This is a genomic window from Streptomyces sp. HUAS TT11 (assembly GCF_051553595.1).
In the GTDB taxonomy this organism is placed as follows: Bacteria; Actinomycetota; Actinomycetes; order Streptomycetales; family Streptomycetaceae; genus Streptomyces.
In genome coordinates, this window is the sequence record NZ_CP196184.1 from 6,598,922 (window position 1) to 6,621,533 (window position 22,612).

The 22,612-nt window shown below is 71.8% G+C and carries 23 protein-coding genes and 1 riboswitch; of the genes, 12 read left to right on the top strand and 11 right to left on the bottom strand.

What is annotated here, in order from left to right:
* The first annotated feature begins 22 nt into the window (after positions 1 to 22).
* The 4 genes from macS to ACSHXN_RS29460 all read left to right on the top strand — a co-directional run bounded on the left by macS (position 23) and on the right by ACSHXN_RS29460 (position 4,475).
* Positions 23 to 1,285, top strand: a complete 1,263-nt coding sequence (gene macS, locus ACSHXN_RS29445) for a MacS family sensor histidine kinase (protein WP_355133260.1) — start codon at positions 23 to 25, stop codon at positions 1,283 to 1,285.
* Between the two features lie 178 nt (positions 1,286 to 1,463).
* The gene (locus ACSHXN_RS29450; RefSeq protein WP_355133258.1) at positions 1,464 to 2,156 is read left to right on the top strand and encodes a response regulator transcription factor; all 693 of its coding nucleotides are present in this window, start codon (positions 1,464 to 1,466) and stop codon (positions 2,154 to 2,156) included.
* Between the two features lie 150 nt (positions 2,157 to 2,306).
* The gene (locus ACSHXN_RS29455; protein WP_355133256.1) at positions 2,307 to 3,335 is read left to right on the top strand and encodes a 6-phosphofructokinase; all 1,029 of its coding nucleotides are present in this window, start codon (positions 2,307 to 2,309) and stop codon (positions 3,333 to 3,335) included.
* A 138-nt stretch (positions 3,336 to 3,473) separates the two neighbouring features.
* A complete protein-coding gene (locus ACSHXN_RS29460; RefSeq protein ID WP_355133254.1) occupies positions 3,474 to 4,475 on the top strand; it encodes a 2-hydroxyacid dehydrogenase in 1,002 nt (333 codons plus the stop codon).
* Here ACSHXN_RS29460 and ACSHXN_RS29465 read toward each other — a convergent pair.
* A complete protein-coding gene (locus tag ACSHXN_RS29465; RefSeq protein WP_356291832.1) occupies positions 4,421 to 6,406 on the bottom strand; it encodes a chorismate-binding protein in 1,986 nt (661 codons plus the stop codon). The genes ACSHXN_RS29460 and ACSHXN_RS29465 overlap by 55 nt on opposite strands.
* A 100-nt stretch (positions 6,407 to 6,506) precedes the next feature.
* Positions 6,507 to 6,563, bottom strand: a complete 57-nt coding sequence (locus ACSHXN_RS29470; protein WP_079050971.1) for a trp operon leader peptide — start codon at positions 6,561 to 6,563, stop codon at positions 6,507 to 6,509.
* 221 nt (positions 6,564 to 6,784) lie between these two features.
* Here ACSHXN_RS29470 and ACSHXN_RS29475 point away from each other — a divergent pair, with 221 nt between their 5' ends.
* Positions 6,785 to 8,137, top strand: coding sequence for a class II 3-deoxy-7-phosphoheptulonate synthase (locus tag ACSHXN_RS29475; protein WP_355133250.1), 1,353 nt, complete (start codon positions 6,785 to 6,787; stop codon positions 8,135 to 8,137).
* 159 nt (positions 8,138 to 8,296) lie between these two features.
* Positions 8,297 to 8,548 carry a (2Fe-2S)-binding protein gene (locus ACSHXN_RS29480; protein WP_438304260.1) on the top strand — a complete coding sequence of 84 codons (252 nt, stop codon included), beginning with the start codon at positions 8,297 to 8,299 and terminating at the stop codon, positions 8,546 to 8,548.
* A 15-nt stretch (positions 8,549 to 8,563) separates the two neighbouring features.
* Here the strand turns inward: ACSHXN_RS29480 and bfr are convergent, their stop codons facing one another.
* Positions 8,564 to 9,043 (bottom strand): bacterioferritin, encoded by a 480-nt coding sequence (gene bfr, locus ACSHXN_RS29485; RefSeq protein WP_355133246.1) that lies wholly within the window; start codon positions 9,041 to 9,043, stop codon positions 8,564 to 8,566.
* Between the two features lie 153 nt (positions 9,044 to 9,196).
* Here bfr and ACSHXN_RS29490 point away from each other — a divergent pair, with 153 nt between their 5' ends.
* Positions 9,197 to 9,829, top strand: coding sequence for a sulfite oxidase-like oxidoreductase (locus ACSHXN_RS29490; protein ID WP_355133244.1), 633 nt, complete (start codon positions 9,197 to 9,199; stop codon positions 9,827 to 9,829).
* A gap of 16 nt (positions 9,830 to 9,845) precedes the next feature.
* Here ACSHXN_RS29490 and ACSHXN_RS29495 read toward each other — a convergent pair whose 3' ends face one another.
* The 7 genes from ACSHXN_RS29495 to ACSHXN_RS29525 all read right to left on the bottom strand — a co-directional run bounded on the left by ACSHXN_RS29495 (position 9,846) and on the right by ACSHXN_RS29525 (position 16,046).
* Positions 9,846 to 10,352, bottom strand: coding sequence for a DUF4396 domain-containing protein (locus ACSHXN_RS29495; RefSeq protein WP_438304262.1), 507 nt, complete (start codon positions 10,350 to 10,352; stop codon positions 9,846 to 9,848).
* Between the two features lie 82 nt (positions 10,353 to 10,434).
* Positions 10,435 to 11,334 (bottom strand): deoxyribonuclease IV, encoded by a 900-nt coding sequence (locus ACSHXN_RS29500; RefSeq protein ID WP_355133240.1) that lies wholly within the window; start codon positions 11,332 to 11,334, stop codon positions 10,435 to 10,437.
* 34 nt (positions 11,335 to 11,368) lie between these two features.
* Positions 11,369 to 13,282, bottom strand: a complete 1,914-nt coding sequence (pknB, locus tag ACSHXN_RS29505) for a Stk1 family PASTA domain-containing Ser/Thr kinase (protein WP_356108265.1) — start codon at positions 13,280 to 13,282, stop codon at positions 11,369 to 11,371.
* A gap of 116 nt (positions 13,283 to 13,398) precedes the next feature.
* Positions 13,399 to 14,193 (bottom strand): thiazole synthase, encoded by a 795-nt coding sequence (locus ACSHXN_RS29510; RefSeq protein WP_438304266.1) that lies wholly within the window; start codon positions 14,191 to 14,193, stop codon positions 13,399 to 13,401.
* A 2-nt stretch (positions 14,194 to 14,195) separates the two neighbouring features.
* Positions 14,196 to 14,396, bottom strand: a complete 201-nt coding sequence (gene thiS, locus ACSHXN_RS29515; RefSeq protein ID WP_355795604.1) for a sulfur carrier protein ThiS — start codon at positions 14,394 to 14,396, stop codon at positions 14,196 to 14,198.
* The gene (thiO, locus tag ACSHXN_RS29520; protein ID WP_355133232.1) at positions 14,393 to 15,556 is read right to left on the bottom strand and encodes a glycine oxidase ThiO; all 1,164 of its coding nucleotides are present in this window, start codon (positions 15,554 to 15,556) and stop codon (positions 14,393 to 14,395) included. The genes thiS and thiO overlap by 4 nt, the downstream gene beginning before the upstream one ends.
* Positions 15,555 to 15,666, bottom strand: a riboswitch (TPP riboswitch). It overlaps the preceding gene by 2 nt.
* A gap of 11 nt (positions 15,667 to 15,677) precedes the next feature.
* Complete coding sequence (locus ACSHXN_RS29525) at positions 15,678 to 16,046, bottom strand: hypothetical protein (protein ID WP_355133230.1); 369 nt, start codon at positions 16,044 to 16,046, stop codon at positions 15,678 to 15,680.
* Between the two features lie 345 nt (positions 16,047 to 16,391).
* Between ACSHXN_RS29525 and ACSHXN_RS29530 the strand changes: the two genes are divergently transcribed.
* The 5 genes from ACSHXN_RS29530 (at position 16,392) to ACSHXN_RS29550 (ending at position 20,891) form a co-directional block, all read left to right on the top strand.
* Positions 16,392 to 17,618 (top strand): NAD(P)/FAD-dependent oxidoreductase, encoded by a 1,227-nt coding sequence (locus tag ACSHXN_RS29530; protein ID WP_438304268.1) that lies wholly within the window; start codon positions 16,392 to 16,394, stop codon positions 17,616 to 17,618.
* A 127-nt stretch (positions 17,619 to 17,745) separates the two neighbouring features.
* On the top strand, positions 17,746 to 18,111 hold the full coding sequence (locus ACSHXN_RS29535; protein ID WP_115975155.1) for an Rv2175c family DNA-binding protein: 366 nt from the start codon (positions 17,746 to 17,748) through the stop codon (positions 18,109 to 18,111).
* A gap of 111 nt (positions 18,112 to 18,222) precedes the next feature.
* Positions 18,223 to 18,873, top strand: coding sequence for a thiamine phosphate synthase (thiE, locus tag ACSHXN_RS29540; protein ID WP_355133226.1), 651 nt, complete (start codon positions 18,223 to 18,225; stop codon positions 18,871 to 18,873).
* Positions 18,874 to 18,972: 99 nt separating this feature from the next.
* Complete coding sequence (metF, locus tag ACSHXN_RS29545) at positions 18,973 to 19,896, top strand: methylenetetrahydrofolate reductase [NAD(P)H] (RefSeq protein ID WP_355133224.1); 924 nt, start codon at positions 18,973 to 18,975, stop codon at positions 19,894 to 19,896.
* A 56-nt stretch (positions 19,897 to 19,952) separates the two neighbouring features.
* Positions 19,953 to 20,891 (top strand): hypothetical protein, encoded by a 939-nt coding sequence (locus tag ACSHXN_RS29550; RefSeq protein ID WP_356291838.1) that lies wholly within the window; start codon positions 19,953 to 19,955, stop codon positions 20,889 to 20,891.
* 22 nt (positions 20,892 to 20,913) lie between these two features.
* On the opposite strand, the gene ACSHXN_RS29555 is transcribed toward ACSHXN_RS29550, so the two are convergent.
* The gene (locus tag ACSHXN_RS29555) at positions 20,914 to 22,407 is read right to left on the bottom strand and encodes a phytoene desaturase family protein (protein ID WP_438304272.1); all 1,494 of its coding nucleotides are present in this window, start codon (positions 22,405 to 22,407) and stop codon (positions 20,914 to 20,916) included.
* Positions 22,408 to 22,612: the final 205 nt, after the last annotated feature.

Here is a 22,612-nt window from a genome sequence, read left to right on the forward strand (position 1 = left end):
AGGTGAACGACAAAGGGGGGACATGGCCAAGCGCGAGCGGGTCGTCCGGATGTCGGTCGAGCAGCCGCTGTGGCGTGCGCTGACGGCGTACCGGGTTCTGACGATGCTGTACGCGATCGGGCTCTTCGCGACCGCCTACGGCCATTTCGTCCGGCCCTGGGTGGCGATCGCGTACTACGCCGTGCTGTGCGGCTGGACGCTGGCCACGCTCCCGAGGGTGGCGAACGCCGCGAGCTGCACCAAGCGCTTCCTGACCGCCGACCTCACGATCGCGCTCACCGGCATCCTCCTCACCCCCGTCGCCGACACCCATGAGCGGATCCTCGCGGGAGGCCCCACCCTGCCGTCGATCTGGACCGCCGGATCGGTGCTCGCCTTCGCCGTCAAGGGCGGCTGGCGCTGGGCGGCCCTCGCCTCCACCCTGGTCGCCGCCGCGAACCTGGTCGAACGCGGCGCCCCCGCCCGCGACACCATCCACAACGTGGTCCTCGTCTGGGTCGCCTCCATCGCGATCGGGTACGTCGTCGAGGTCGCTCGTGCCTCGGAGCGGACCCTCGCCCGCGCCCTGGAGATCGAGGCGGCGACCCGTGAGCGGGAGCGGCTGGCCCGGGGCATCCACGACAGCGTGCTCCAGGTGCTCGCCATGGTGCAGCGGCGCGGCACGGCCCTCGGCGGGGAGGCCGCGGAGCTGGGCCGGCTGGCCGGCGAGCAGGAGGTCGCCCTGCGCAATCTGGTCTCCGGGGGCCTGGTGCCGCTCTCACGGGTCTCGGAGGACGCGGCGCTCGGCGCGGTCGTCCGGGCGGTCGAGGAACCGGACGTCGAGGAGGGACCGCTCGATCTGCGTGCCCTGCTGGCCCCGCACGCCGGTGCCCGGGTGACGCTGTCCGCACCGGGCTCGCCCGTGCCGCTCGCTCCGGCCGCCGCCCGGGAGCTGGCCGCGGCCGTCGGGGCCGCCCTGGACAATGTCCGCAGGCACGCCGGTGACGGGGCGCGCGCCTGGATCCTGGTCGAGGACGAGCCGCGGGGAATCGTCGTGACCGTACGCGACGACGGGCCCGGCATCCCGGAGGGGCGGCTCGCCCAGGCGGAGGGCGAGGGGCGGCTGGGGGTGGCCCAGTCGATCCGCGGCCGGCTGCGCGACATCGGCGGCACGGCCGAGCTGATCTCGGTCCCGGGCCAGGGCACGGAAGTGGAGCTGACGGTGCCGAAGGGCGTGCAGGACCCGGACGGCCCGAACGACACGAAGGGCCCGGAGGGCTCACGGGGGAAGGCGGAGACGCGATGACGGGAGCGCAGCGGCCGGCGGGGATTCGGGCGGCCGGGCGAAGGACGGTGCGGCCGGCGACGGCGGCATCGGCCGGCGGGTGCCGGGCGGCGGCGGTGCCGGTCATGGTGCGAGGTGCCGGCCGGGCAGGGGCCCCACCGGGACCGGCGGCCGCAGGGGTGACGCGGGGGGAGGGGCGATGACGGCGGACGCGACCGGGGCGCGACGGGAGTCGACCAGGGTCATGGTCGTCGACGACCACCCCATGTGGCGGGACGCCGTCGCGCGTGACCTGGCCGAGGCCGGCTTCGACGTCGTCGCCACCGCGGGCGACGGGGAGCAGGCGGTGCGCCGTGCCCGGGCCGCAGCGCCCGACGTCCTCGTCCTGGACCTCAATCTGCCCGTGAAGCCGGGCGTCCAGGTCTGCAAGGAACTCGTCGGTGCCGACCCGGCGCTGCGGGTCCTCGTGCTGTCGGCGAGCGGCGAGCACGCGGACGTGCTGGAGGCGGTGAAGTCGGGTGCCACGGGCTATCTGCTGAAGTCGGCGTCCACGGAGGAGCTGATCGACGCGGTGCGCCGCACGGCGGTGGGCGATCCCGTCTTCACCCCCGGTCTCGCGGGCCTGGTCCTCGGGGAGTACCGCCGCCTCGCCTCCGAACCGGCGCCCGCCGCGGACGCCGACGAGCCGAAGGCCCCGCGGCTGACCGACCGCGAGACCGAGGTGCTGCGGCTGGTCGCCAAGGGCCTGAGCTACAAGCAGATCGCCGAACGCCTGGTCATCTCGCACCGCACCGTGCAGAACCACGTCCAGAACACCCTGGGCAAGCTCCAGCTGCACAACAGGGTGGAACTGGTGCGCTACGCGATCGAGCGAGGGCTCGACGGTGAGTGAACCGTGCTGCACACTCCCACTTTCGGGTGAATTGACGGTGATCAACTAGCCGACATTTCACCGGAATTGACTCTCCGCGGCATGCCGAAGTGACGTGGATCACCATTAGCGTGACTCGCATCAGGCAACCGCGGCGAAGGGACATTTCCAATGCGGGTCGGAGTACTGACCGGAGGCGGCGACTGCCCCGGGCTCAACGCCGTCATCCGGGGCGTCGTTCGCAAGGGCGTGCAGGAGTACGGCTACGACTTCGTCGGTTTCCGGGACGGCTGGCGGGGTCCCCTGGAAGGAGACACCGTCCGGCTCGACATCCCGGCGGTGCGCGGCATCCTGCCCCGCGGCGGCACGATCCTCGGCTCCTCGCGGACCAATCCGCTCAACGAGGAGAACGGCATCCGCCGGATCAAGGAGAACCTCGCCAAGGAGGAGGTCGACGCGCTCGTCGCGATCGGCGGTGAGGACACCCTGGGGGTCGCGGGGCGGCTGGCGGACGAGTACGGCATCAAGGTCGTCGGTGTGCCGAAGACCATCGACAACGACCTGTCGGCCACGGACTACACCTTCGGTTTCGACACCGCCGTCAACATCGCGACCGAGGCGATCGACCGCCTGCACACGACGGCGGAGTCGCACATGCGGGTGCTGGTGGTGGAGGTCATGGGCCGCCACACGGGCTGGATCGCGATCCACTCGGGGCTGGCCGGCGGGGCCAACGTCATCCTCATCCCCGAGCAGCGCTTCGACGTCGACCAGGTGTGCGCCTGGGTGACGTCCCGGTTCAAGGCCTCGTACGCGCCGATCGTGGTCGTCGCCGAAGGCGCGATGCCGAAGGACGGGGACGTGGTGCTCAAGGACGACTCCATGGACTCGTTCGGGCACGTCCGTCTCTCGGGCGTCGGCGAATGGCTGTCCAAGGAGATCGAGAGGCGCACCGGCAAGGAGGCCCGTACGACCGTCCTCGGACACGTCCAGCGCGGCGGCACGCCCAGCGCCTTCGACCGCTGGCTCGCCACCCGCTTCGGCCTGCACGCCATCGAAGCGGTACGCGACGGCGACTTCGGCAAGATGGTCGCCCTGCACGGCACCGACATCGTCCGGGTCCCCATCTCGGAGGCCACGGCCAGGCTGAAGACGGTCGACCCGAAGCTGTACGACGAGGTCGGCGTCTTCTTCGGCTGACGCCCCGGCGGTACCAGGGTCCGACGACCCGCGTTCCCGGCGATCGTCCAGCGGGGGTGCCCCGCGAGCGCACCCGCGTCCGCACCCCCGTATATTCGCCGCTGTCAGGCAATCCTGGTCATTCCGCCGGAGGGCCCCGTGGAGATCCTCGCGTTCGGTGTGCAGGCCGACGAGAAGCCCCTGCTCGAGAAGGCCTTCGCGGGGCATCACGACATCCGCTGTCTTGACGTCTTCCTCAACGAGGACACGGCGCCCATCGCCGTCGGCCGGGAGATCGTCTGCACCAGCGTCAACTGCGAACTCGGCAGTCGCGTCCTGCGGACCCTCGCGGCCGGCGGCACGAGGATGCTCGCCCAGCGCTCCACCGGCTTCAACAACATCGACCTCCCGGTCGCCGAAGGCATCGGCCTGACGGTCGCCCGGGTCTCGTACTACTCGCCGTACTCCGTCGCCGAGTTCGCCTGGACCCTCGCCATGGCCGTCAACCGGCGCATCGTCCGGGCCGGCAACCGCACCCGCGACTTCGACTTCCGTCTCGACGGCCTGATGGGCCGCGACATGCACGGACGCACCGCCGGAGTACTGGGCACCGGCAAGATCGGCGAGGCGTTCACCCGCATCGCCCACGGCTTCGGCATGCGGCTCCTCGGCTGGGACGTCGTCGAGAACCCGGCGTGCGTCGCGCTCGGCCTTCAGTACGTCTCCAAGGAGGAGCTGCTCACCCGGTCCGACCTGGTCAGCCTGCATGTCCCGCTGATGCCGGAGACCACCCACCTCATCGACGCGACCGCCCTGCGGGCCATGAAGGACGACGCCGTCCTCGTGAACTCCAGCAGGGGCGGTCTCATCGACACCCAGGCTCTGGTCACCGAGCTGCGCGCGGGCCGCTTCACCGGGGTCGGCCTCGACGTGTACGAGGCGGAGGCGGGCCTGTTCTTCCTCGACAAGTCCCTGGAGCCGGTCGAGGACGACACCCTGGCCCGCCTCGTCACCTTCCCGAACGTCCTGGTCACGTCGCACCAGGCGTACTACACCGCGGACGCCGTCACCCAGATCGTCGACGCCACGGTGCGCAACGTCCTCGACTACACCGCCGGCCGCCGCTCCGAGAACGTCCTGGTGCCCAGGCCCACCGACTGACCCAGCAGCTCCCGTACGACGGCGGCGCCGTTCACCGACAGCACCGACTCCGGGTGGAACTGGACACCGGCGAACCCCGGCCCGCGCAGTGCGTGCACCTCACCGCCCGTGCCGCGGCTCACGTCCACACCGTGCGCGGCCAGCTCGGCGGCCGCCTCGTCGTCGCAGTGCGCCACGAAGCTGTTGTAGAAGCCGACGGTCTCCGGCCGGCCGAAGAGATCGATCTCGGTCTGCGCGCCCTGGTGGGGGATCTCCTTGCGCACGATCTCCAGTCCCAGCTCGGCCGCGATCAGCTCGTGGCCCAGGCAGACGCCGAGCACCCCGTGCCGGTGGTCCCGGACGACCTGTGCCGTCAGCTCACGCAGGAACCGCATCCTGGGATCGGCCGTGTCCGACGGATCGCCCGGCCCGGGCCCGAGGACCAGCGGCCCGTCGTGCGCGAGCACCGTCTCCCGCAGCCCCGGCTCGTCGTACCGGCGCACGGTCACCTCGAGCCCCGACGACCGCAGGACGTGGGCGAGCATCGCGGTGAAGGTGTCCTCGGCGTCGACCACGAACGCGTGTCCGGCCAGGTCCGCGGTCCGCTCCTGCATCCGCAGCCAGAACGGGGCGAGCCGGCCGCGCCTGCCGTCGAGCGCCGCCCGCACCCGCGGGTCGTCCCCGAGCTTCGGGCGTTCGTGCTCGGTGCGCGGCCGTGCCGGGCGCACGCCCAGCGCCGCCAGCACCCCGGCGGCCTTGGCGTGGGTCTCCGCCACCTCGCTCGCGGGGTCCGAGCCGCGTACCAGGGTGGCACCCACCGGGACCCGCAGCCGTCCGTCGGCGTCGATGTCGGCGGTCCGGATGAGGATGGGGGAGTCGAGTGTCTGGGCGCCCCCGGCGTCCCGTCCGAGCAGTGCGAGCGCGCCCGCGTAGTAGCCACGGCCGCCCCTCTCGTGCCGCTCGATCACCCGGCAGGCGTTCTGCACGGGCGAGCCGGTGACGGTCGCCGCGAACATGGTCTCCTTCAGCACCTCGCGCGCGTCGAGGGTGGACCTGCCGCGCAGTTCGTACTCCGTGTGGGCGAGATGGGCCATCTCCTTCAGGCGCGGTCCGACGACGACCCCGCCCATGTCGCCGACCGTGCACATCATCTTGAGCTCCTCGTCGACGACCATCGACAGCTCCTCGATCTCCTTGCCGTCCGCGAGGAAGGTGAGCAGATCCTCGGCCGTCGGGCCGTCCGCGGGATAGCGGTACGTTCCGCTGATGGGGTTCATCACGACGGTCCCGCCGGTCCGTTCCCCGTCGGCGCCCTCGGCCGTCGGGGCCTGCTGCCCGCCCCGTCCCCCCGACATCCGCACGTGCACCTCGGGGCTGGCGCCCACCAGCGTCCGCCCGTTCGCCTCCCGCCCGCGCCCTTCCGGCGAAGGCGCCCCGTTCCCGGTGTGCACCACGAAGGTCCAGTACGCGCCACGCTCGCCGAGCAGCAGCCGCCGGAACAGCGCGAGGGCGTCGGACCGGCCGAATCCCCGCACGATCCCCTCGTAGGTCCGCCGGATCACGAAGTTCGCCCCCTCGCCCCGTGCGATCTCCTCGCCCAGTACCCGGCCGACGATCCGCGCGTACTCCTCGTCGGGCACGTCGAAGCCGCCGTCCTCCACCCGGACGTCGTGCCGGGGCAGCTGATCCAGGACCTCGTCGAGGGCCAGCTCGTAGGACTCCTCGGGCCGCAGGGCCAGCAGCGGGGTGCCGTCGTCGCGGACGTCGAAGCCGCGCTCGCGGATCTGGCGGTACGGGACGAGGGCCAGCGCCTCGTCGGGAAGATCGGCGAGGCGTTCGTAGGCGTCGACGCGGCCGATCAGCAGCTCCACGGTGTCGTGGTCGCGACCGGGCGTACGGCGGCGCAGCAGGGCGAACGGGCGTTCGTCGTGCAGGAGTCGTGTGAGGTCCATGGTTCCTCTTCCGTCTGTCGTGAGGAGGAACGACCCCGGTCGCACGAACGCCGAAGGCCGCCCCCCGGGCGGCCTTCGCGAAGTCGTGGAATACGCGCAGTCAGTGGGCCGCCGGACGAGCGGTCCACCACCAGTTCTGGTTCGAGTGCGCGAACATGCGGCGACCTTACCCCATCGCGCGGCGCGTCGAGGGGGATGCGCGGCGGGGCCGCGGTGGGCCCGGTCGCACCGCGGCGGTGCGGTGCGACGGGGAGCGGGGGCGGGGCGACCGCCCGGCCGAGGTGCCGGCGTCCGCCGTCGGTGTCCACGGAGCGTATCCGTCGTCTCACTTTCTGGGCGCGGGCCGGGAGCCATCACCTCACCCCGTAATGTTGAGGGGTGACCGTGAACGCTAAGACCAGCGCAAGCGCTGGCAACACCTGGCGAGACCTGCCCGCGGCGCAGCAGCCCGAGTACCCCGACCCCGAGGCTCTGCGCGCAGTGATCGCGGACCTCGAGTCGTATCCGCCGCTCGTCTTCGCGGGCGAGTGCGACCAGCTGCGCGCCCGGATGGGAGCCGTCGCCAGGGGCGAGGCGTTCCTGCTCCAGGGCGGCGACTGCGCCGAGGCCTTCGACGCGGTGTCCGCCGACCACATCCGCAGCAAGCTCAAGACCCTGCTCCAGATGGGCGCCGTGCTCACGTACGCCGCCTCGGTGCCGGTGGTGAAGGTCGGCCGGATCGCCGGCCAGTACTCCAAGCCGCGCTCGAAGCCCACCGAGACCCGTGACGGCGTGACGCTGCCGACCTACCGCGGCGACTCCGTGAACGGCTTCGACTTCACCGAGCAGGCCCGCGTCCCGGACCCCGAGCGGCTGAAGCGGATGTACAACGCCTCCGCCTCGACGCTCAACCTCGTCCGCGCCTTCACCACCGGCGGCTACGCCGACCTGCGACAGGTGCACGCCTGGAACCAGGACTTCGTGAAGTCGTCGCCGTCCGGGCAGCGCTACGAGCAGCTGGCGCGGGAGATCGACAACGCGCTGAACTTCATGCACGCCTGCGGGGCGAACCCGGAGGAGTTCAGGACCGTCGAGTTCTACTCCTCGCACGAGGCGCTGCTGCTCGACTACGAGTCGGCGCTGACCAGGGTCGACTCGCGTACCGGACAGCTGTACGACGTCTCCGGCCACATGGTGTGGATCGGTGAGCGCACCCGGCAGATGGACGGCGCGCACATCGAGTTCGCCTCCCGGATCCGCAACCCCATCGGCATCAAACTCGGCCCGACGACGACGGCCGAGGAGGCGCTGCAGTACATCGAGCGTCTCGACCCGGAACGCGAGCCGGGCCGGCTGACCTTCGTCGTCCGGATGGGCGCCGACAAGATCCGTGACCGGCTTCCCGAGCTGGTCGAGAAGGTCACGGCGTCGGGCGCGGTGGTGGCCTGGGTGACCGACCCGATGCACGGCAACACCTTCGAGGCGGCCTCGGGCCACAAGACCCGCCGCTTCGACGACGTGCTCGACGAGGTCAAGGGCTTCTTCGAGGTCCACAAGTCGCTCGGCACCCACCCGGGCGGCATCCACGTGGAGCTGACCGGCGACGATGTCACCGAGTGCGTGGGCGGCGGCGACGAGATCTTCGTCGACGATCTGCACCAGCGCTACGAGACGGCGTGCGACCCGCGGCTGAACCGCAGCCAGTCGCTGGACCTGGCGTTCCTCGTCGCCGAGATGTACCGCGACCAGTAGCCGCTCGGACTGCCATGGGCCCGGAGGTGGGGCGCGGATCACATGCGATCGGCGCCCCTCCTGCCTTTTGCCGTCACTCCACGGCGGGTAAGGTTAGGTTTGCCTCACCGATCGATCGGGACGGCACGACCTCGGAAATCCCGTCGGGAGGTGAACCGCGTGTACGTCTGCAGTTGCTTCGGCGTCACCGAGCAGCAGGTGAAGCAGCACGCGGAGAACGGCGCCTGCACCCCCCGGCAGATAGCGTCGGCGTGCAAGGCGGGCACGGACTGCGGTTCGTGCGTACGGCGGATCCAGTCGCTGCTCGGCCGCGGGGCCTGCCCGCGCCGTGAGCTCGCCGACCGGGGCGGGCCGGTCCTTGCCGCCGTGGACGGCCGGGACGCTTCCGACGATCTGGAAGAGGCCGCCTGATCGCGCGGCCGTCGGTCAGCTGTCCGGCTGTTCGATGACCTGGGCGATGTAGAGCGCCTCACCGAGCTTCTCCACCAGCTCCAGCTGGGTGTCCAGGTAGTCGATGTGATCCTCCTCGTCCTTGAGGATCGACTCGAAGATCTTCGCGGACGTGATGTCGCCCTTCTCCCGCATGATCTTGACCCCGCGCCTGAGCCGGTCGATCGCCTCGACCTCGACCTGCCGGTCCGCCTCGAACATCTCCTTCACGCTCTGTCCCACCCGGACGTGGAAGAGCCGCTGGTAGTTCGGCAGGCCCTCCAGGAAGATGATGCGGTCGGTCAGCACCTCGGCGTGCCGCATCTCGTCGAACGACTCGTCCCGCGTGTGCTTGGCGAGCTTGTACCAGCCGTAGTTCTCCTGCAGCTTCGCGTGCAGGAAGTACTGGTTGATCGCGGTCAGCTCACCGGTGAGCTGTTCGTTGAGGAATTCGATGACCTCCGGATCGCCCTGCATCGCGCGGGCTCCTTCCAAGCGGAAACTGGCGGGTTGCGCCGCATGATTGCACTGGCGTCCGAACGCGTCCAGTAAGTTCACGCTTAGTGGGAGTTGTCCGATTCGGGTATGGGCTGGTCATGTGCACCCTCCGCGGTCTGTCAGGATGGAGTCATGGGTCATCCGGTGGAGCGCGAAACTCGAGAAGCGGCAGGATCCGAGCTTCCGCCGGGACAGCGACTGCAGCGCGGATGGCCGGTCACCCACTACGGCCCCGTCCCCAAGTTCCGCTCCGAGCGCTGGGAGTTCAGGGTCTTCGGAGCCACCGCGGACGGTGAGAAGCACTGCTGGAACCATGAGGAGTTCACGTCGCTTCCGTATGCGACCGTCGTGGCCGATCTGCACTGCGTCACGAAGTTCAGCATGCTCGGGGCGGAGTGGGGCGGTGTCCCGGCGCGCACGGTTCTTCAGATCGCGCCGCCCGCGCCCGCGGTCACCCATGTCATGGTCTGGGCGGAGTACGGATTCAGCTCCAACCTGCGCCTCGCCGACTTCGCCTCGGACCGCACGATCTTCGCCACCCACAAGGACGGCGAGCTGCTCACCGCGGAACACGGCTTCCCGCTGCGTCTGATCGTTCCGCATCTGTACGCCTGGAAGGGCCCCAAATGGGTCCGCGGCGTCGAGTACATGACCGCCGACCGCCGCGGCTTCTGGGAGGAGCGCGGCTATCACAACCTCGGCGACCCCTGGAAGGAGCAGCGCTACTCCTACCAGGAGGAGCCCGGGGACGGCCCCGAGCTCTGACCTGCCGGCTGTCCGGTCAGCCGTGGTAGGGGTGCACCACCGCGTGGCCCTTTCCGCGGCCGATCATCCACTTGTTGACCGGCGTGGTGAGCACAAAGGCGAGGGCGAGCGAGACCGCCAGCGAGCCCCAGAAGAGCAGATCGCCGAGATGGGCCTCCATCGCGGACGGCCACAGGACGATCACGCCGTTGTCGATCACCTCCATCACGGCGATGGAGAGGGTGTCCGCGGCGAGGGCGACGCGGACGGCGGTCCGGAGGTCCACGCCCGCCCCGAGGATGCCGCGCAGGGTGAGCGAGTAGCCGAAGACGAAGGCGAGCACGATCGCGAGGGCCATGGTCGGGCCGTTGCCCCAGCCCGCCGCCGTGCCGATCACCATGCCGAGCACCTCGCCGATGGCGCATCCGGTGAGGCAGTGCAGGGTGGCCCGCGCGGCCGCCTGCCAGGTCGCTCCGCCCGTTCCGTGGCCGTGGTCGGCCCGAGCGGAGTGCGCTACGTGGTCGGTGTGTGCCTCGTGCTGCATGGCGGCCCCCGATGTCCGGCTGCGTTTCCCGTCGCCACACAGAACCGTATACCCCATGGGGGTATTCCGCAGCTGTTCGGTCTCAGCCGTCCCGCAGCTTCTTCAGGCGCTCCACGTCCGCCGCGTGCCCTTCCTTGCCACCCGGCGTCTCGATGATCAGAGGTACGCCTTCGGTCGCCGGATGGGTCATCAGAGCGCGGAACGGTTCCTCGCCGATGTGCCCGGCCCCGATGTTCGCGTGGCGGTCCTTGTGGGCGCCGACCAGGTCCATCGAGTCGTTCGCGTGGATCAGCCGGAGCCGTCCCTCGCCCACCGTCTCCACCAGCAGATCCAGCGTCTGGTGCATCCCGTGCGGCCCGGTCAGATCGTGCCCGGCCGCGAAGACATGGCAGGTGTCGAGGCACACGCCCAGCTTGGGGTGCGCGTCGAGGGCCTCGAAGTACGGCCCGAAGTCCCAGGTGCGCGAGCACAGGGAGGCGCCCTGGCCCGCGGTCGACTCCAGCAGAAGGAAGGGATCGTCGTCGTGCGTCAGCTCGTCCAGCAGGGGGAGCAGGCGCTCGCGCACCTGGGCGAGGGCGACGGCCCGGTCCCGGCCGCCCGTCGCGCTGCCCGTGTGCACGACGACGCCCAGCGCCCCTATCTCCCGGCCCCGGCGCAGCGAGTGCCGCAGGGACGCGACGGACCTCTCGGCCGTCGCCTCGGTGTGCGAGCCGAAGTTGATCAGGTACGGCGCGTGGACGTACGCCGGGATCGACCCGGCGGCGCACGCGGCACGGAACTCCTCGTCCTGCCGCGGATTGCCGGCGGGCGTCGCCCAGCCCCGCGGATTGGCGACGAAGACCTGGACGGTCTCGGCCCCGAGGTCACGCGCGTAGGCCAGCCCGACCGAGTTCAGACCGCCGGCGACGGGGACATGTCCGCCGATGGGATTGCGGGCGGCACCGGACGTGCCGAACGGGCCACGGGACTGCTGAGTTCTCACCCTTCAAGGGTGTCATGCGTCCCGTGGCGCTCCGTCAGCGGATCTTGATCGTGATCGTCGACCCCTTGGGCGCCTTGTCGCCGCCCTCGACGGACTGGCTCTTGACCGTCTCGCCGAACAGGCCCAGCAGCCCCCGGTCCTCCTCGACCCGGAAGCCCGCTCCCTCCAGGGTCCTCCTCGCGTCGTCGACGCCGTCACCCACCACGTCCGGGACCTCCACCTGCTCGCGGCCCTTGGAGATCGTCAGCGTGACGGTGTCGCCCTCGCCGGCCTCCTTGCCCGCGCCCGGCGACTGCTCGGCGATCTGACCGGCCTCGAACTCCGACATGATCCGGGTGTCCGCGATCTTCACTTCCAGGCCCGCGTCGCGCAGTTCCGCGGTGGCGTCGTCGAGGGAGCTGCCCGTGACGTCGGGAACCTCCACGGGGCTGCCCTTGCTCACGGTGAGCGCGATCGCCGAGCCGCCGTGGCGTTCCGTGCCCGCCTCCGGATCCGTGCCGATCACGAAGCCCTCGGGCACGTCCTCGCTGAAGGCGCGGGTGACCATGCCCGCGACGAGCCCGTGCTGCTCGAGCCGGTCCTGCGCCTTCTCCAGCCGGACGCCCTTCAGATCGGGTACCTCGACCGTCTCCGGGCCGTCCGAGACGGTCAGCGTGACGGAGTCGTGGGAGCGGATCCGCGCGCCCGTCGTCGGGTCGCTGCTGATCACCGTGCCGCGCGCGACCGTGTCGCTGTAGGCGTGCTTGACCTGCTTGACCTCGAGCCCCGCCTGCCCGAGCCGGTCCCGGGCCTCGGCCTCGGTCTTCGCCAGCAGCGGGGGGACCTTGGTGAACTGACCGGAGTTGATGTACCAGACGCCGGTGCCCACACCGAACAGCACCAGCACGGCGAGAACGAGCGCGAACACCCCGCGCCGGGGGCGTCCGCGGCGGGCGGCGGGTGGCCCGGGCGCAGGCATCTCGAGCCGGCTCGTGCGGTTGATCACCGCCGTCGGGCCCTCACCGACCGGGGCGACGGGAGTGCGCGGGACGACGCTCGTGCGGTCCTGGGCGTTGTCGTGCTCCTGAGTGATCGCCTGCGGAGGCACCGCCTCCAGCTGTTCGGCGGTGAGCGCGCCGCGCGCCTCGCGGACCTGTCCGAGCAGGGACACCGCATCGCCCGGTCGCAGCCGGGGGTCGCGCGCGGTCGCCGAGGCGACCAGATCGTCGAGTTCGACGGACAGACCGGGAACGGCGGCCGACGGCGGCGGCACGTCCTCGTTGAGGTGCTGGTAGAGCACCTGGGCGGGGGAGTCCCCGTAGTGGGGCTTGCCGCCGGTGAGCATTTCGTAGAGGACGACTCCGCACGCGTACACGTCGACCCGGGGGTCGGCCGTGCCGTGCTCGATCTGCTCCGGGGCCAGGTAGGAGACCGTGCCGAGGACGGCGCCCGTCGTGCTGGTGACGGTGTTCACGGCCCGTACAAGGCCGAAGTCGGCCACCTTGACCCGGCCGTCGTCCCCTATGAGGACGTTCTCCGGCTTCATGTCGCGATGCACGAAGCCGGCGCGGTGGGCGGCGCCCAGGGCGGCGAGCACCGGCTCGAGGATGTCCAGGGCGGCGCGCGGTTGCAGCGCGCCGCGCTCGCGCAGCACGTCGCGCAGGGTGCAGCCGGCGACGTACTCCATGGCCAGGTAGACATAGGACCCGTCGGAGCCCTGGTCGAAGACCTGGACCACGTTCGGGTGCGCGAGGCGCGCGACCGACTTGGCCTCGCGTATGAAGCGCTCGACGAACGAGCCGTCGGCCGCCAGCGCCGGATGCATCACCTTCAGCGCCAGGACGCGGTCGAGGCGGGTGTCCACGGCCCGGTAGACCGTGGCCATCCCGCCGACCGCGATACGGGCGTCGATGCGGTAGCGGCCGTCGAGCACATGCCCGACGAGAGGGTCCTGAAGGGTCGTATCCACGCAGGTGAGTCTACGAGGGCATAACGACCCGCCCGGCAGTTACGGCCGAGCCGGGGTGCGACTGCAGCCGACCTGTGACGCGCACCGCACCCGTACGGGGCCGCGGCCGCCGGTCTTCAGAAGGCAGGCCGCTCCGGGTCCAGACGGGCGACGCCCTCCGTGGGGGACGACGCCTGAGCGAAGTGCCGGCGGGGGATGCGGCCCGCCCTGAGCGCGAGCCGGCCCGCGTCCACCGCATGCCGCATCGCCTCCGCCATCAGCACCGGTTCCTGGGCCCGGGTGACCGCCGAGGCGAGCATCACACCCGCGCACCCCAGCTCCATCGCGAGCGCCACGTCCGACGCCGTGCCCGCTCCCGCGTCCAGGACGACCGGCACACGCGCGTGTTCCACGATCAGCTGGAAGTTGTGCGGGTTGCGGATGCCGAGCCCGGATCCGATCGGCGAGCCGAGCGGCATGATCGCCGAGCAGCCGACGTCCTCCAGCTTCCGGGCGAGGACGGGGTCGTCGTTGGTGTACGGCAGCACCGTGAAACCGTCGTCGACCAGCGTCTCGGCGGCGTCCAGCAGCTCGATGGGGTCGGGCAGCAGGGTCCGTTCGTCGGCGATGACCTCCAGTTTGACGAGGTCCGTGCCGAGCGCCTCACGGGCGAGACGGGCGGTGAGCACGGCCTCGCCCGCGGTGAAGCACCCCGCGGTGTTGGGCAGCACCCGGATGCCCAGCTTCTCGAGCACGGAGAGCACCGAGCCGTGCACCGAGGCGTCGACGCGCCGCATGGCGACCGTCGTCAGCTGCGTGCCGGACGCCACCAGCGCCCGCTCGAGCACATCCAGGCTCGGCGCACCGCCGGTGCCCATGATCAGCCGGGACGAGTAGGTCGTACCACCGAGGACGAAGGGGTCGTCGGCCATGGTCAGCCTCCTTGGACGGCGGTGAGGATCTCGACGCGGTCCCCCTCGCGGAGCTGCGTCGAGGGCCACTGCGTGCGCGGGACGACGGTTTCGTTGAGGGCGGCGGCCACGCCCGACGGGGCCGTGGTCAGGATCCGGACCACGGCGTCGAGCGCGGTGTCGGGGGCGATCCGGTGGGACTCGCCGTTGACCGAGATGTTCATGCGGGCTGCTCCGTGAGTGCCGCGGCGAACCGCGTGGGGGTGAAGGGGCGGGCTTCGTCGGGGAGCTCGCCCGTGGTCAGGACGTGGGCCATGACGTCGCCGGTGACGGGGGTGAGCAGGACGCCGTTGCGATAGTGCCCGGTGGCCAGCAGCAGGCCGTCCAGCCGGGTGGGCCCGAGCAGCGGCGCGTTGTCCGGGGAACCCGGACGCAGACCGGCACGGGTCTCGGTGAGTGGCAGCTCGGTGATGCCGGGGACCAGCTCGTGCGCGTCCCGCAGCAGTTCGTAGACGCCGCCCGCGGTGACCGTCGTGTCCCAGCCCAGCTCCTCGCTGGTGGCGCCGACGACCAGCTCCCCGTTCTCGCGCGGCACCAGGTAGACGTGGCTGCCGCGGACGACGGCACGCACGGTACGGCTCAGGAACGGCGCGTACCGCTCGGGCACGGTCAGCCGCAGCACCTGGCCCTTCACCGGCCGTACGGGTGGCAGGACCTCGTCCGGGACACCCGCGAGCCGTCCGCTCAGGCTGCCCGCGGCGAGGACCACCTGCCCGGCGGAGAGGTCGTCCCCGCCGGAGGTCCGGACGCCTGCGGCGCGGTCGTGCACCACCGTCAGCCGTTCGGCCCACGTCCGGTGGAAGACGACCCCGGCCCGTTCGCACGCGACGACCAGGGCCGCCGCCAGCCGGCGCGGGTCGATCTGGTGGTCTCCGTCCACCCTCAGGCCGCCGCGCACACCGGGCGCGAGCATCGGCTCCAGGCGGCGGCACTCGCGTCCGTTCAGCCACTCCGCCGCGAGGCCGGACCGCTGCTGCAGTGCGTGCAGTTCCCGCAGGTGGGCACGGTCGTCGGCATCCAGCGCGACCGCCAGCGTGCCGCACCGGCGGTAGCCGAGGTCCCGGCCGGACGCCTCGGCGAGCTCGTCGGCGAAGTCGGGGTAGCGACGGGCGGACTCGAGGTTGAGGCCGAGCAGCGTCTGCTCCCCGTAGTGCAGTTCGGTGACGGCGGCGAGCATCCCGGCGGCCACCTGGGCGGCACCACCGCCGGGCTCGGGATCCACCACGGTGATGGAGAGCCCGTGCCGGGCCGCCCGCCAGGCGGTCACCAGCCCGATGATTCCGCCCCCGACCACGAGGACGTCCGATGTGGGTGCAGGAGACATGGGCGTCACGCCCCCTCCCTTCGCCGGCATGACCCGGATCAGGTTCGTACGGTCGGAGGCCGCCAGCCTCCCTCTCAGCCCGGTGCGTCCGGGCTCCCGCGAGTGCTTTACGTCGGCCACCCTATCCGCTGCCCTTTGCCTCGGTAAGGGAGCCTCCGCACACGGCCCCGTCGCTCGAAGGACCGGCCTTCGCCCGCGTGATGGCGAGGACCGTCGCGCTGGTTCCGGCCATGGTGTCGATGCGCCCGCGTTCGATCGGCAGGAAGGCCCGGCGGGTGGCGACGGCCACCACGGCGGAGCCAATGATCATCGGGGGGCCGCACGCCAGGGCGACCACGAGCGGGAGCGCAACCAGGATCGCAGGGATGTGCACGGGGGTGCCGACTTCCAGGCCGACCACGAGGGCGTACAGCAGGACGGCGGTCGCCGGGGCGGCGGTGCGGGCGGCCCGTGGCGTTCTCGGGCTGACGTCACTGGTGCGTGTCGGCACTTGTCCGGGCGTTGGGCGTCTCCCGTATCCAGTCGTCCGCGGGCCGAGGTGGCTGGTCCGGAGTCAGTCTGCGGGGTCGGGGATCGAGTCGTCGGGCCCTGACCGGGCGTCGCCGCGTGCCGTGAGCAGGCGTGGGAGGGCGGCGAAGTGGCTCCGGCCGGCGAATCGACGAGCGACAGGCCGGCGCCCGCTCAGTACGCCCGAACGGGGTCGTCCGTGGGCCGTCCGGGGGTGGCCGGCGATTCCGGGTGACGGCGGGCGACGAGCAGTACGGCGCTGGTCACGCGGGTATGACGCAACGCCTTTGCGGGTAGGCGATAGCTTTCACGAGACTATGGTGATCAAGTGAGCGAGCAGACGCAGGCGCGGAGCGATTCGGCACGGCGGGTGGTCGTCGTGGGCGCGGGCATGGCAGGGGTGCAGACCGCGGTCGCCCTGCGGGAACAGGGCTTCGGGGGCCGGGTGACGCTGATCGGCGCGGAACCCCATCCGCCGTACGACAGACCGCCGTTGTCCAAGGCCGTGCTGCTCGGAAAGGCCGAGGGCTCCGCCTTCGACGTCGACTTCGAGGCCCTGGACATCGAGTTGCGGCTGGGCTGCGAAGTGTTCGGCGTCCGCCCCGACGACCAGGAGCTGGACACCACCGAGGGTCCCGTGCCGTACGACGTCCTGGTCCTCGCGACCGGCGCGGAGCCGATCCGGCTGCCCGGCACGGAGGGGGTGCCGGGGGTGCATCTGCTGCGCACGCTGGACGACGCCGAGCGGCTGCGGCCGGTCCTCGCCGAGCAGCACGACGTCGTGGTCGTGGGTGCCGGCTGGATCGGCGCGGAGTTCGCCACCGCCGCGCGCGAGGCGGGCTGCGCGGTCACGGTGGTGGAGGCCGCCGACCGGCCGCTCGCCGGGGCGCTGCCCGAGGACGTGGCCGCGCCGATGACGGCCTGGTACGCGGACAGCGGCGCCGAGCTGCGCATCCACGCGCGCGTGGAGCGCATCGAGCCGGGGGCCGTGGTGCTCGACGACGGTTCGCGGGTGCCCGCGGGCGCGGTGGTCGTGGGCATCGGGGCCCGACCGGCGACGCGATGGCTCGCCGAGTCGGGCATCGCCCTCGGGGTCCACGGCGAGGTACTGGCCGACGACCATCTGCGTACCTCGCTGCCCGACGTGTACGCGGTCGGCGACTGCGCATCCTTCCCGTCGGGGCGCTACGAGGAGCGTCTGCTGGTCCATCACTGGGACAACGCCCTCCAGGGCCCGCGCACGGTGGCCGCGAACATCATCGGGGAGACGCCGATGGCGTACGACCCGGTGCCGTACTTCTGGTCCGAGCAGTTCGGCCGTTTCGTGCAGTACGTGGGCCATCACGCGGCCGCCGACACGACGGTGTGGCGCGGCGACCCCGAGGGCGCGGCCTGGGCGGTCTGCTGGCTGCGCGGGGGACGCCTGGTCGGTCTCCTGGCCGTGGGCCGCCCCCGGGACCTGGCCCAGGGCCGCCGTCTGATCGAGGCGGGCACCCCGATGGATCCCGGACTCCTGTCCGACCCGTCGCGCCCGCTGAAGGAGGCGACGGCGTGACCGCGTCCGGCGGCCCCTGCGAAGCCCCAGGTGAGAGCGCTTCCGTATCCACCGCAGGAGGCAACCGTGCCCCCGGTGGAGGCGCCCCGCTTTCCGACTGTCGGTCCGGGATGGCACGCTTGATCCCGTGACCGAGATTGACGCAAAGATCGATGCTCTCGTCCCTGCCTGGCTCACCCTCCCCGACATCGCCGAATCGCTCGGCGTCGAGGTGACCCGGGTACGGCAGCTGGTCAAGGAGGGCCAGCTCATCGCCGTACGCCGAGGTGAGAACCGTGCACTGCACGTCCCCGCCGCCTTCATCGACGGGGACAAGGTCGTCAAGGGCCTGTCCGGCACCTTGACGCTGCTGCGGGACGACGGCTTCACGGTCGAAGAGATGATCGAGTGGCTCTTCACCCCGGACCCGACCCTGCCCGGCACCCCCGCGCAGGCTCTGAGCGAGAATCGCGGCACGGAGGTGAAGCGCCGCGCGCAGGCGCTCGCCGTCTGACCCGATCCGAGAACAACCGTCCGGCGTACGGGCCGCGGTCCCCGGGCCACGGCCCCTGGGCGACCGTGCCCGCCGCGGCCCGTACGCCACCGACCACGGGGGGACCCCACCGTGCCCGACACAGGCCGCACCGCCCGGCTCGCCGACGCCCGCGTCTACCTGTGCACGGACGCCCGCAAGCCGCAGGGCGACCTCGTCGAGTTCCTCGACGCGGTCCTCTCCGGCGGCGTCGACATCGTGCAGCTGCGGGACAAGGGCATGGAGGCAGCGGAGGAGCTCGAGCACCTCCGGGTCTTCGCCGACGCCTGCTCCCGCCACGGCAAACTGCTCGCGGTGAACGACCGCGCGGACGTCGCGCACGCCGCCGCGTCCGACGTCCTGCACCTCGGCCAGGGCGACCTCCCCGTACCCTCGGCCCGCGCCCTCCTCGGCGACGACGTCCTCATCGGGCGCTCCACGCACAGCGAGGCGGAGGCCGAGGCCGCCGCCGTGCAGGAGGGCGTGGACTACTTCTGCACCGGACCCTGCTGGCCGACCCCCACCAAGCCCGGCCGCCCCGCCCCCGGACTCGGCCTGGTCCGGCACACGGCCGCCCTCGGTACCGAGCGCCCCTGGTTCGCCATCGGCGGTATCGACCTGGACAACCTGGACGAGGTCCTGGAAGCGGGGGCCCGCCGGGTGGTCGTGGTCCGTGCCATCACCGAGGCGGGCGACCCGGGCGCGGCGGCGTCGGAGTTCGCGAAGCGGCTGCGCACCGTGTGACGCGGCCGGTCTGTCCGAAGGGTGGACAACAAGTCGACAATTCGGGCAAATTTCCAGCTTTCCGTTGGGGGACCGCCGCTCCCTGGCTAACCTGCGACTATGGCCCTTGGAACCCCGTCCACGAGGACTGATCGCGCGCGGACAGTGCGCGAGATCCTCGCCACCGGCAAGACGACGTACTCCTTCGAGTTCTCGGCGCCGAAGACCCCCAAGGGTGAGCGGAACCTGTGGAGCGCGCTGCGGAGGGTCGAGGCGGTCGCCCCGGACTTCGTCTCCGTCACGTACGGTGCCGGCGGTTCCACCCGCGCGGGCACCGTCAAGGAGACCCAGCAGATCGTCGCCGACACGACACTCACCCCGGTCGCCCACCTCACCGCGGTCAACCACTCCGTCGCGGAACTGCGCAACATCATCGGCCAGTACGCGGACGCCGGTATCCGCAACATGCTCGCCGTCCGCGGCGACCCGCCCGGCGACCCGATGGGCGACTGGGTGGCGCACCCGAGCGGCCTGACCTACGCGGCCGAACTCGTCCATCTCATCAAGGAGTCGGGCGACTTCTGCGTAGGCGTCGCGGCGTTCCCCGAGATGCATCCACGCTCACTGGACTGGGACAGGGACGTCGCCCACTTCGTCGCCAAGTGCCGGGCGGGCGCCGACTACGCGATCACACAGATGTTCTTCGAGCCGGAGTCGTACCTGCGCCTGCGCGACCGGGTCGCGCAGGCGGGCTGTGCGACCCCGGTCATCCCCGAGGTCATGCCCGTCACGAGCGTGCGAATGCTGGAGCGGCTGCCCCAGTTGAGCAACGCCGCCATCCCCGCGGGGCTGAAAGAGCGGATCCTCACAGCGAAGGACGATCCCGCGGCTGTACGCTCGATTGGCATCGAGGTCGCCACGGGGTTCTGCGCGAGGCTGCTGGCCGAGGGAGTCCCCGGACTGCACTTCATTACACTCAACAACTCCACGGCGACGCTGGAAATCTACGAAAACCTGGGTCTGCACCATCCGCAGCAGACCTAGACCCGTCGCACCGGCATACGACACACTGCGTAGCGGCCACTGGGAGAGGGGCGTACATGGGCTGGACGGTCCTCTACATCGCGTTCGGCATCGTCGCGTTGTGGCTGCTGGGTGAGGTGCTGCTGCAGTACAAGGCGCGACTGCGCTGGCGTCTGCTCGCCTTCGTGGGCTTCCTCGGTGTCGTCTTCGGCGTGATGATCCCCTCCGTGGTGGTCATCGGTCTCGGCGCGGCCGCGTTCGCGGTCGGGCAGACCTATGTCACGCTCTCGTTCCGCCGCGGCTTCGCGGCCGGCTGGGCGGTCGGCAACCGCCCGCGCGAGGGCGCCGAGGGCGGCAGCAAGCGCCGCCGGGGCGAACCGGTCCACGAGCAGCAGGAGGCGGTGGAGGAGTCCGACGTCGAGTCGACGGCGGGCGGAACCTACCGTCAGGACGACGGGTACGACGCGGCCCACGACAACGCCTTCGCCGAGCAGCAGCAGCCCGCGGAGACCCCGGCCCAGGGGACCGCGGTGTACGAGCCGCAGCCCCTGCCCGAGGACACCGGTTCCTACGGCGTCTACAACCACGAGGCGTACGCCGCGGCGGGGGATCCCTCCTACGCCGGTGCCGGCCAGGCCCAGAACCAGGACCAGGACCAGCAGGCCTACGCCTACGACGGCTACGCCGGGTACGGGCAGCAGCAGTACGGATACGACAACAGCCAGCAGCAGTACGCCGCCTACTCCGACCCGTACCAGGGCACGCAGACCTACGACGGCTCGTACGACCCGTCCTACGGCGGGCAGCAGCAGTACGGCCAGCAGGCGTACGGCCAGGACCAGTACGCCACGGGCACCTACGGCGAGACCCCGCCGGGCGGCGTCTGGGTCCCCCAGCAGCGCACCACCGAGGACGCGTACGGCGGCGAGCTTCCGCCGGAGCAGCAGTACCCGTACCAGCAGCAGGGCAACGGCACCACGCAACCGCACGGCTACGACGAGCAGTACCGCTTCTGAGCGGTCGTGCCCGCCCGCCTCCTCACTGCGAACCCCGGAAGCCGGGTCCCTCCACGATCAGTCCGGCGACCAGCGCACCCGACATGCCGGCGTGCGACAGGCCGCCGCCCGGGTGGGACCAGCCGCCGACCGTGAGAAGGCCCGGCACACGAGTGGTGTTGGACGGCTGCAGCAGACGACCGCCCGCGGCGGCCAGGGCCGGTGCCGGGACCGCCCCGCCGGGCACACCGGTGTCCTCGGCGATGTCGGCGGCCGTGCGCACCTCGCGCCACAGGAGCCGGTCGCGAAGATCCGGCACCGCGCTCCCGGCGGCTTCGAGGATCCGGTCCACATCGGGCTCGGACACGGCCGGGCCGGAGGACACCGTCACCGTCAGCGTGACGGCCTCGTGCCCACCGGGCGCCGACGCGGGGTCGTCCGGGCGCAGCACCGTCACCGTGGGAGTCGCGGCCGGCCCCGCGGGGTCGCCGAAGATCCGGTCCAGCTCGCCCTCGCGGTCGGGCGTGTGGACCACCGTCCGGTGGACGGCGCCCTCGGGGCGTCCGCCGCGCAGCGCCAGCAGCACCGTCAGCCGGCTGGGCATCCCCTGCTGCGGAGCCACCTCGCCCGCTCCCCGCGCCGCCGCCGTGCCGGGCAGAAGCCGGTCCAGGACCGCGGGCGCCACTCCGGCCACCACCTGGTCCGACTCCACCACGGACCCCTCGGCCAGCTCGAGCCCGGCCGCCCGGCCGTCCTTCTCGACGATCCCGGTGACCTCGGCCCCGAAGACGAACTCCACCTTCCGGGCCAGGCAGCGCTCGTACAGGGCGCGCACCAACTCCCGTATGCCTCCGCGCACATACCAGGTGCCGAAAGCGTGCTCCATGTACGGCAGCACGGCCGCACTCGCCGGAGCGGTCCGGGGATCCAGTCCGTGGGCGAGGGCATGGCTCTCCAGCAGGGCCGCCAGCCGTGCGTCGCGCAGCTCCCAGGCGCCGATCTCGGCGAGCGTGCTGGCCCGGCGGGTGCGCAGCAGCTTCTTGTGCGGCACGGCCGGGTAGGGCTCGCGCTCGGCGAGCACCGACCGGTCCGGCCACAGCGGCTCCTCCAGGAGCGGCCGGCGGGTGCGGTCCCATGCCTCGCGGGCCCGCACCAGGAAGTCGCCCCAGCGCCCGCCCGCGCCCGTGCCGAGCGCCGAGTCCAGCGCCGACACGACTCCCGCGCGCGACGCGTTCGGCAGCGAGACCTCCGTGCCGTCCGCGAAGAGGTGCCGGGAGGCGGGATCCACCTGGACCAGTTCGACGCAGGCCTCGAGCGGCTCCCGGCCGGTCTTGACGAACAGGTCGCGGTAGACCGCGGGCAGCGGCAGCAGGCCCGGGCCGGTGTCGAAGGAGAAACCGTCACGCGACAGACGGCGCACCGCGCCGCCGTACGTCTGCGTGCGCTCGTACACCACCACCCGGTGGCCCGCGACGGCCAGCCGGGCAGCGGCCGCCATCGCGCCCGTGCCGGCGCCGATCACCGCAATCCGTGCCATGTCGGTGACTTTATCGGCCGCCGCCGACAGCCCGGCCACGGGTCTGTGACCGGCGCGTTCGCCGGGCCGCCGAGCGGCTTGGCCCTGGCCCGGGGAACAGTGGCGCGGAGGCGGCCCGCAGCAGCGGGGTCGCGGCCTCCTGGGGGTGAGCGCCCAGGGCTGAGTATCCGTACCTAGCCGAGGAGTTGAGTACCCGCGCGGATGG

What these genes read in the sequence shown, in the direction of transcription:
- ACSHXN_RS29455 (WP_355133256.1), top strand. Translation starts at nt 2,307, where the DNA reads ATGCGGGTCGGAGTACTGACCGGAGGCGGCGACTGCCCCGGGCTCAAC.
- thiS (WP_355795604.1), bottom strand. Translation starts at nt 14,396, where the DNA reads ATGAACATCTCGGTCAACGGCGAGTCCCACCGGATCGCCCCCGACACC.
- ACSHXN_RS29450 (WP_355133258.1), top strand. Translation starts at nt 1,464, where the DNA reads ATGACGGCGGACGCGACCGGGGCGCGACGGGAGTCGACCAGGGTCATG.
- bfr (WP_355133246.1), bottom strand. Translation starts at nt 9,043, where the DNA reads ATGCAGGGCGATCCGGAGGTCATCGAATTCCTCAACGAACAGCTCACC.
- metF (WP_355133224.1), top strand. Translation starts at nt 18,973, where the DNA reads ATGGCCCTTGGAACCCCGTCCACGAGGACTGATCGCGCGCGGACAGTG.
- ACSHXN_RS29490 (WP_355133244.1), top strand. Translation starts at nt 9,197, where the DNA reads ATGGGTCATCCGGTGGAGCGCGAAACTCGAGAAGCGGCAGGATCCGAG.
- ACSHXN_RS29465 (WP_356291832.1), bottom strand. Translation starts at nt 6,406, where the DNA reads ATGGACCTCACACGACTCCTGCACGACGAACGCCCGTTCGCCCTGCTG.
- ACSHXN_RS29555 (WP_438304272.1), bottom strand. Translation starts at nt 22,407, where the DNA reads ATGGCACGGATTGCGGTGATCGGCGCCGGCACGGGCGCGATGGCGGCC.
- thiO (WP_355133232.1), bottom strand. Translation starts at nt 15,556, where the DNA reads ATGTCTCCTGCACCCACATCGGACGTCCTCGTGGTCGGGGGCGGAATC.
- ACSHXN_RS29550 (WP_356291838.1), top strand. Translation starts at nt 19,953, where the DNA reads ATGGGCTGGACGGTCCTCTACATCGCGTTCGGCATCGTCGCGTTGTGG.
- macS (WP_355133260.1), top strand. Translation starts at nt 23, where the DNA reads ATGGCCAAGCGCGAGCGGGTCGTCCGGATGTCGGTCGAGCAGCCGCTG.
- ACSHXN_RS29510 (WP_438304266.1), bottom strand. Translation starts at nt 14,193, where the DNA reads ATGGCCGACGACCCCTTCGTCCTCGGTGGTACGACCTACTCGTCCCGG.
- ACSHXN_RS29495 (WP_438304262.1), bottom strand. Translation starts at nt 10,352, where the DNA reads ATGCAGCACGAGGCACACACCGACCACGTAGCGCACTCCGCTCGGGCC.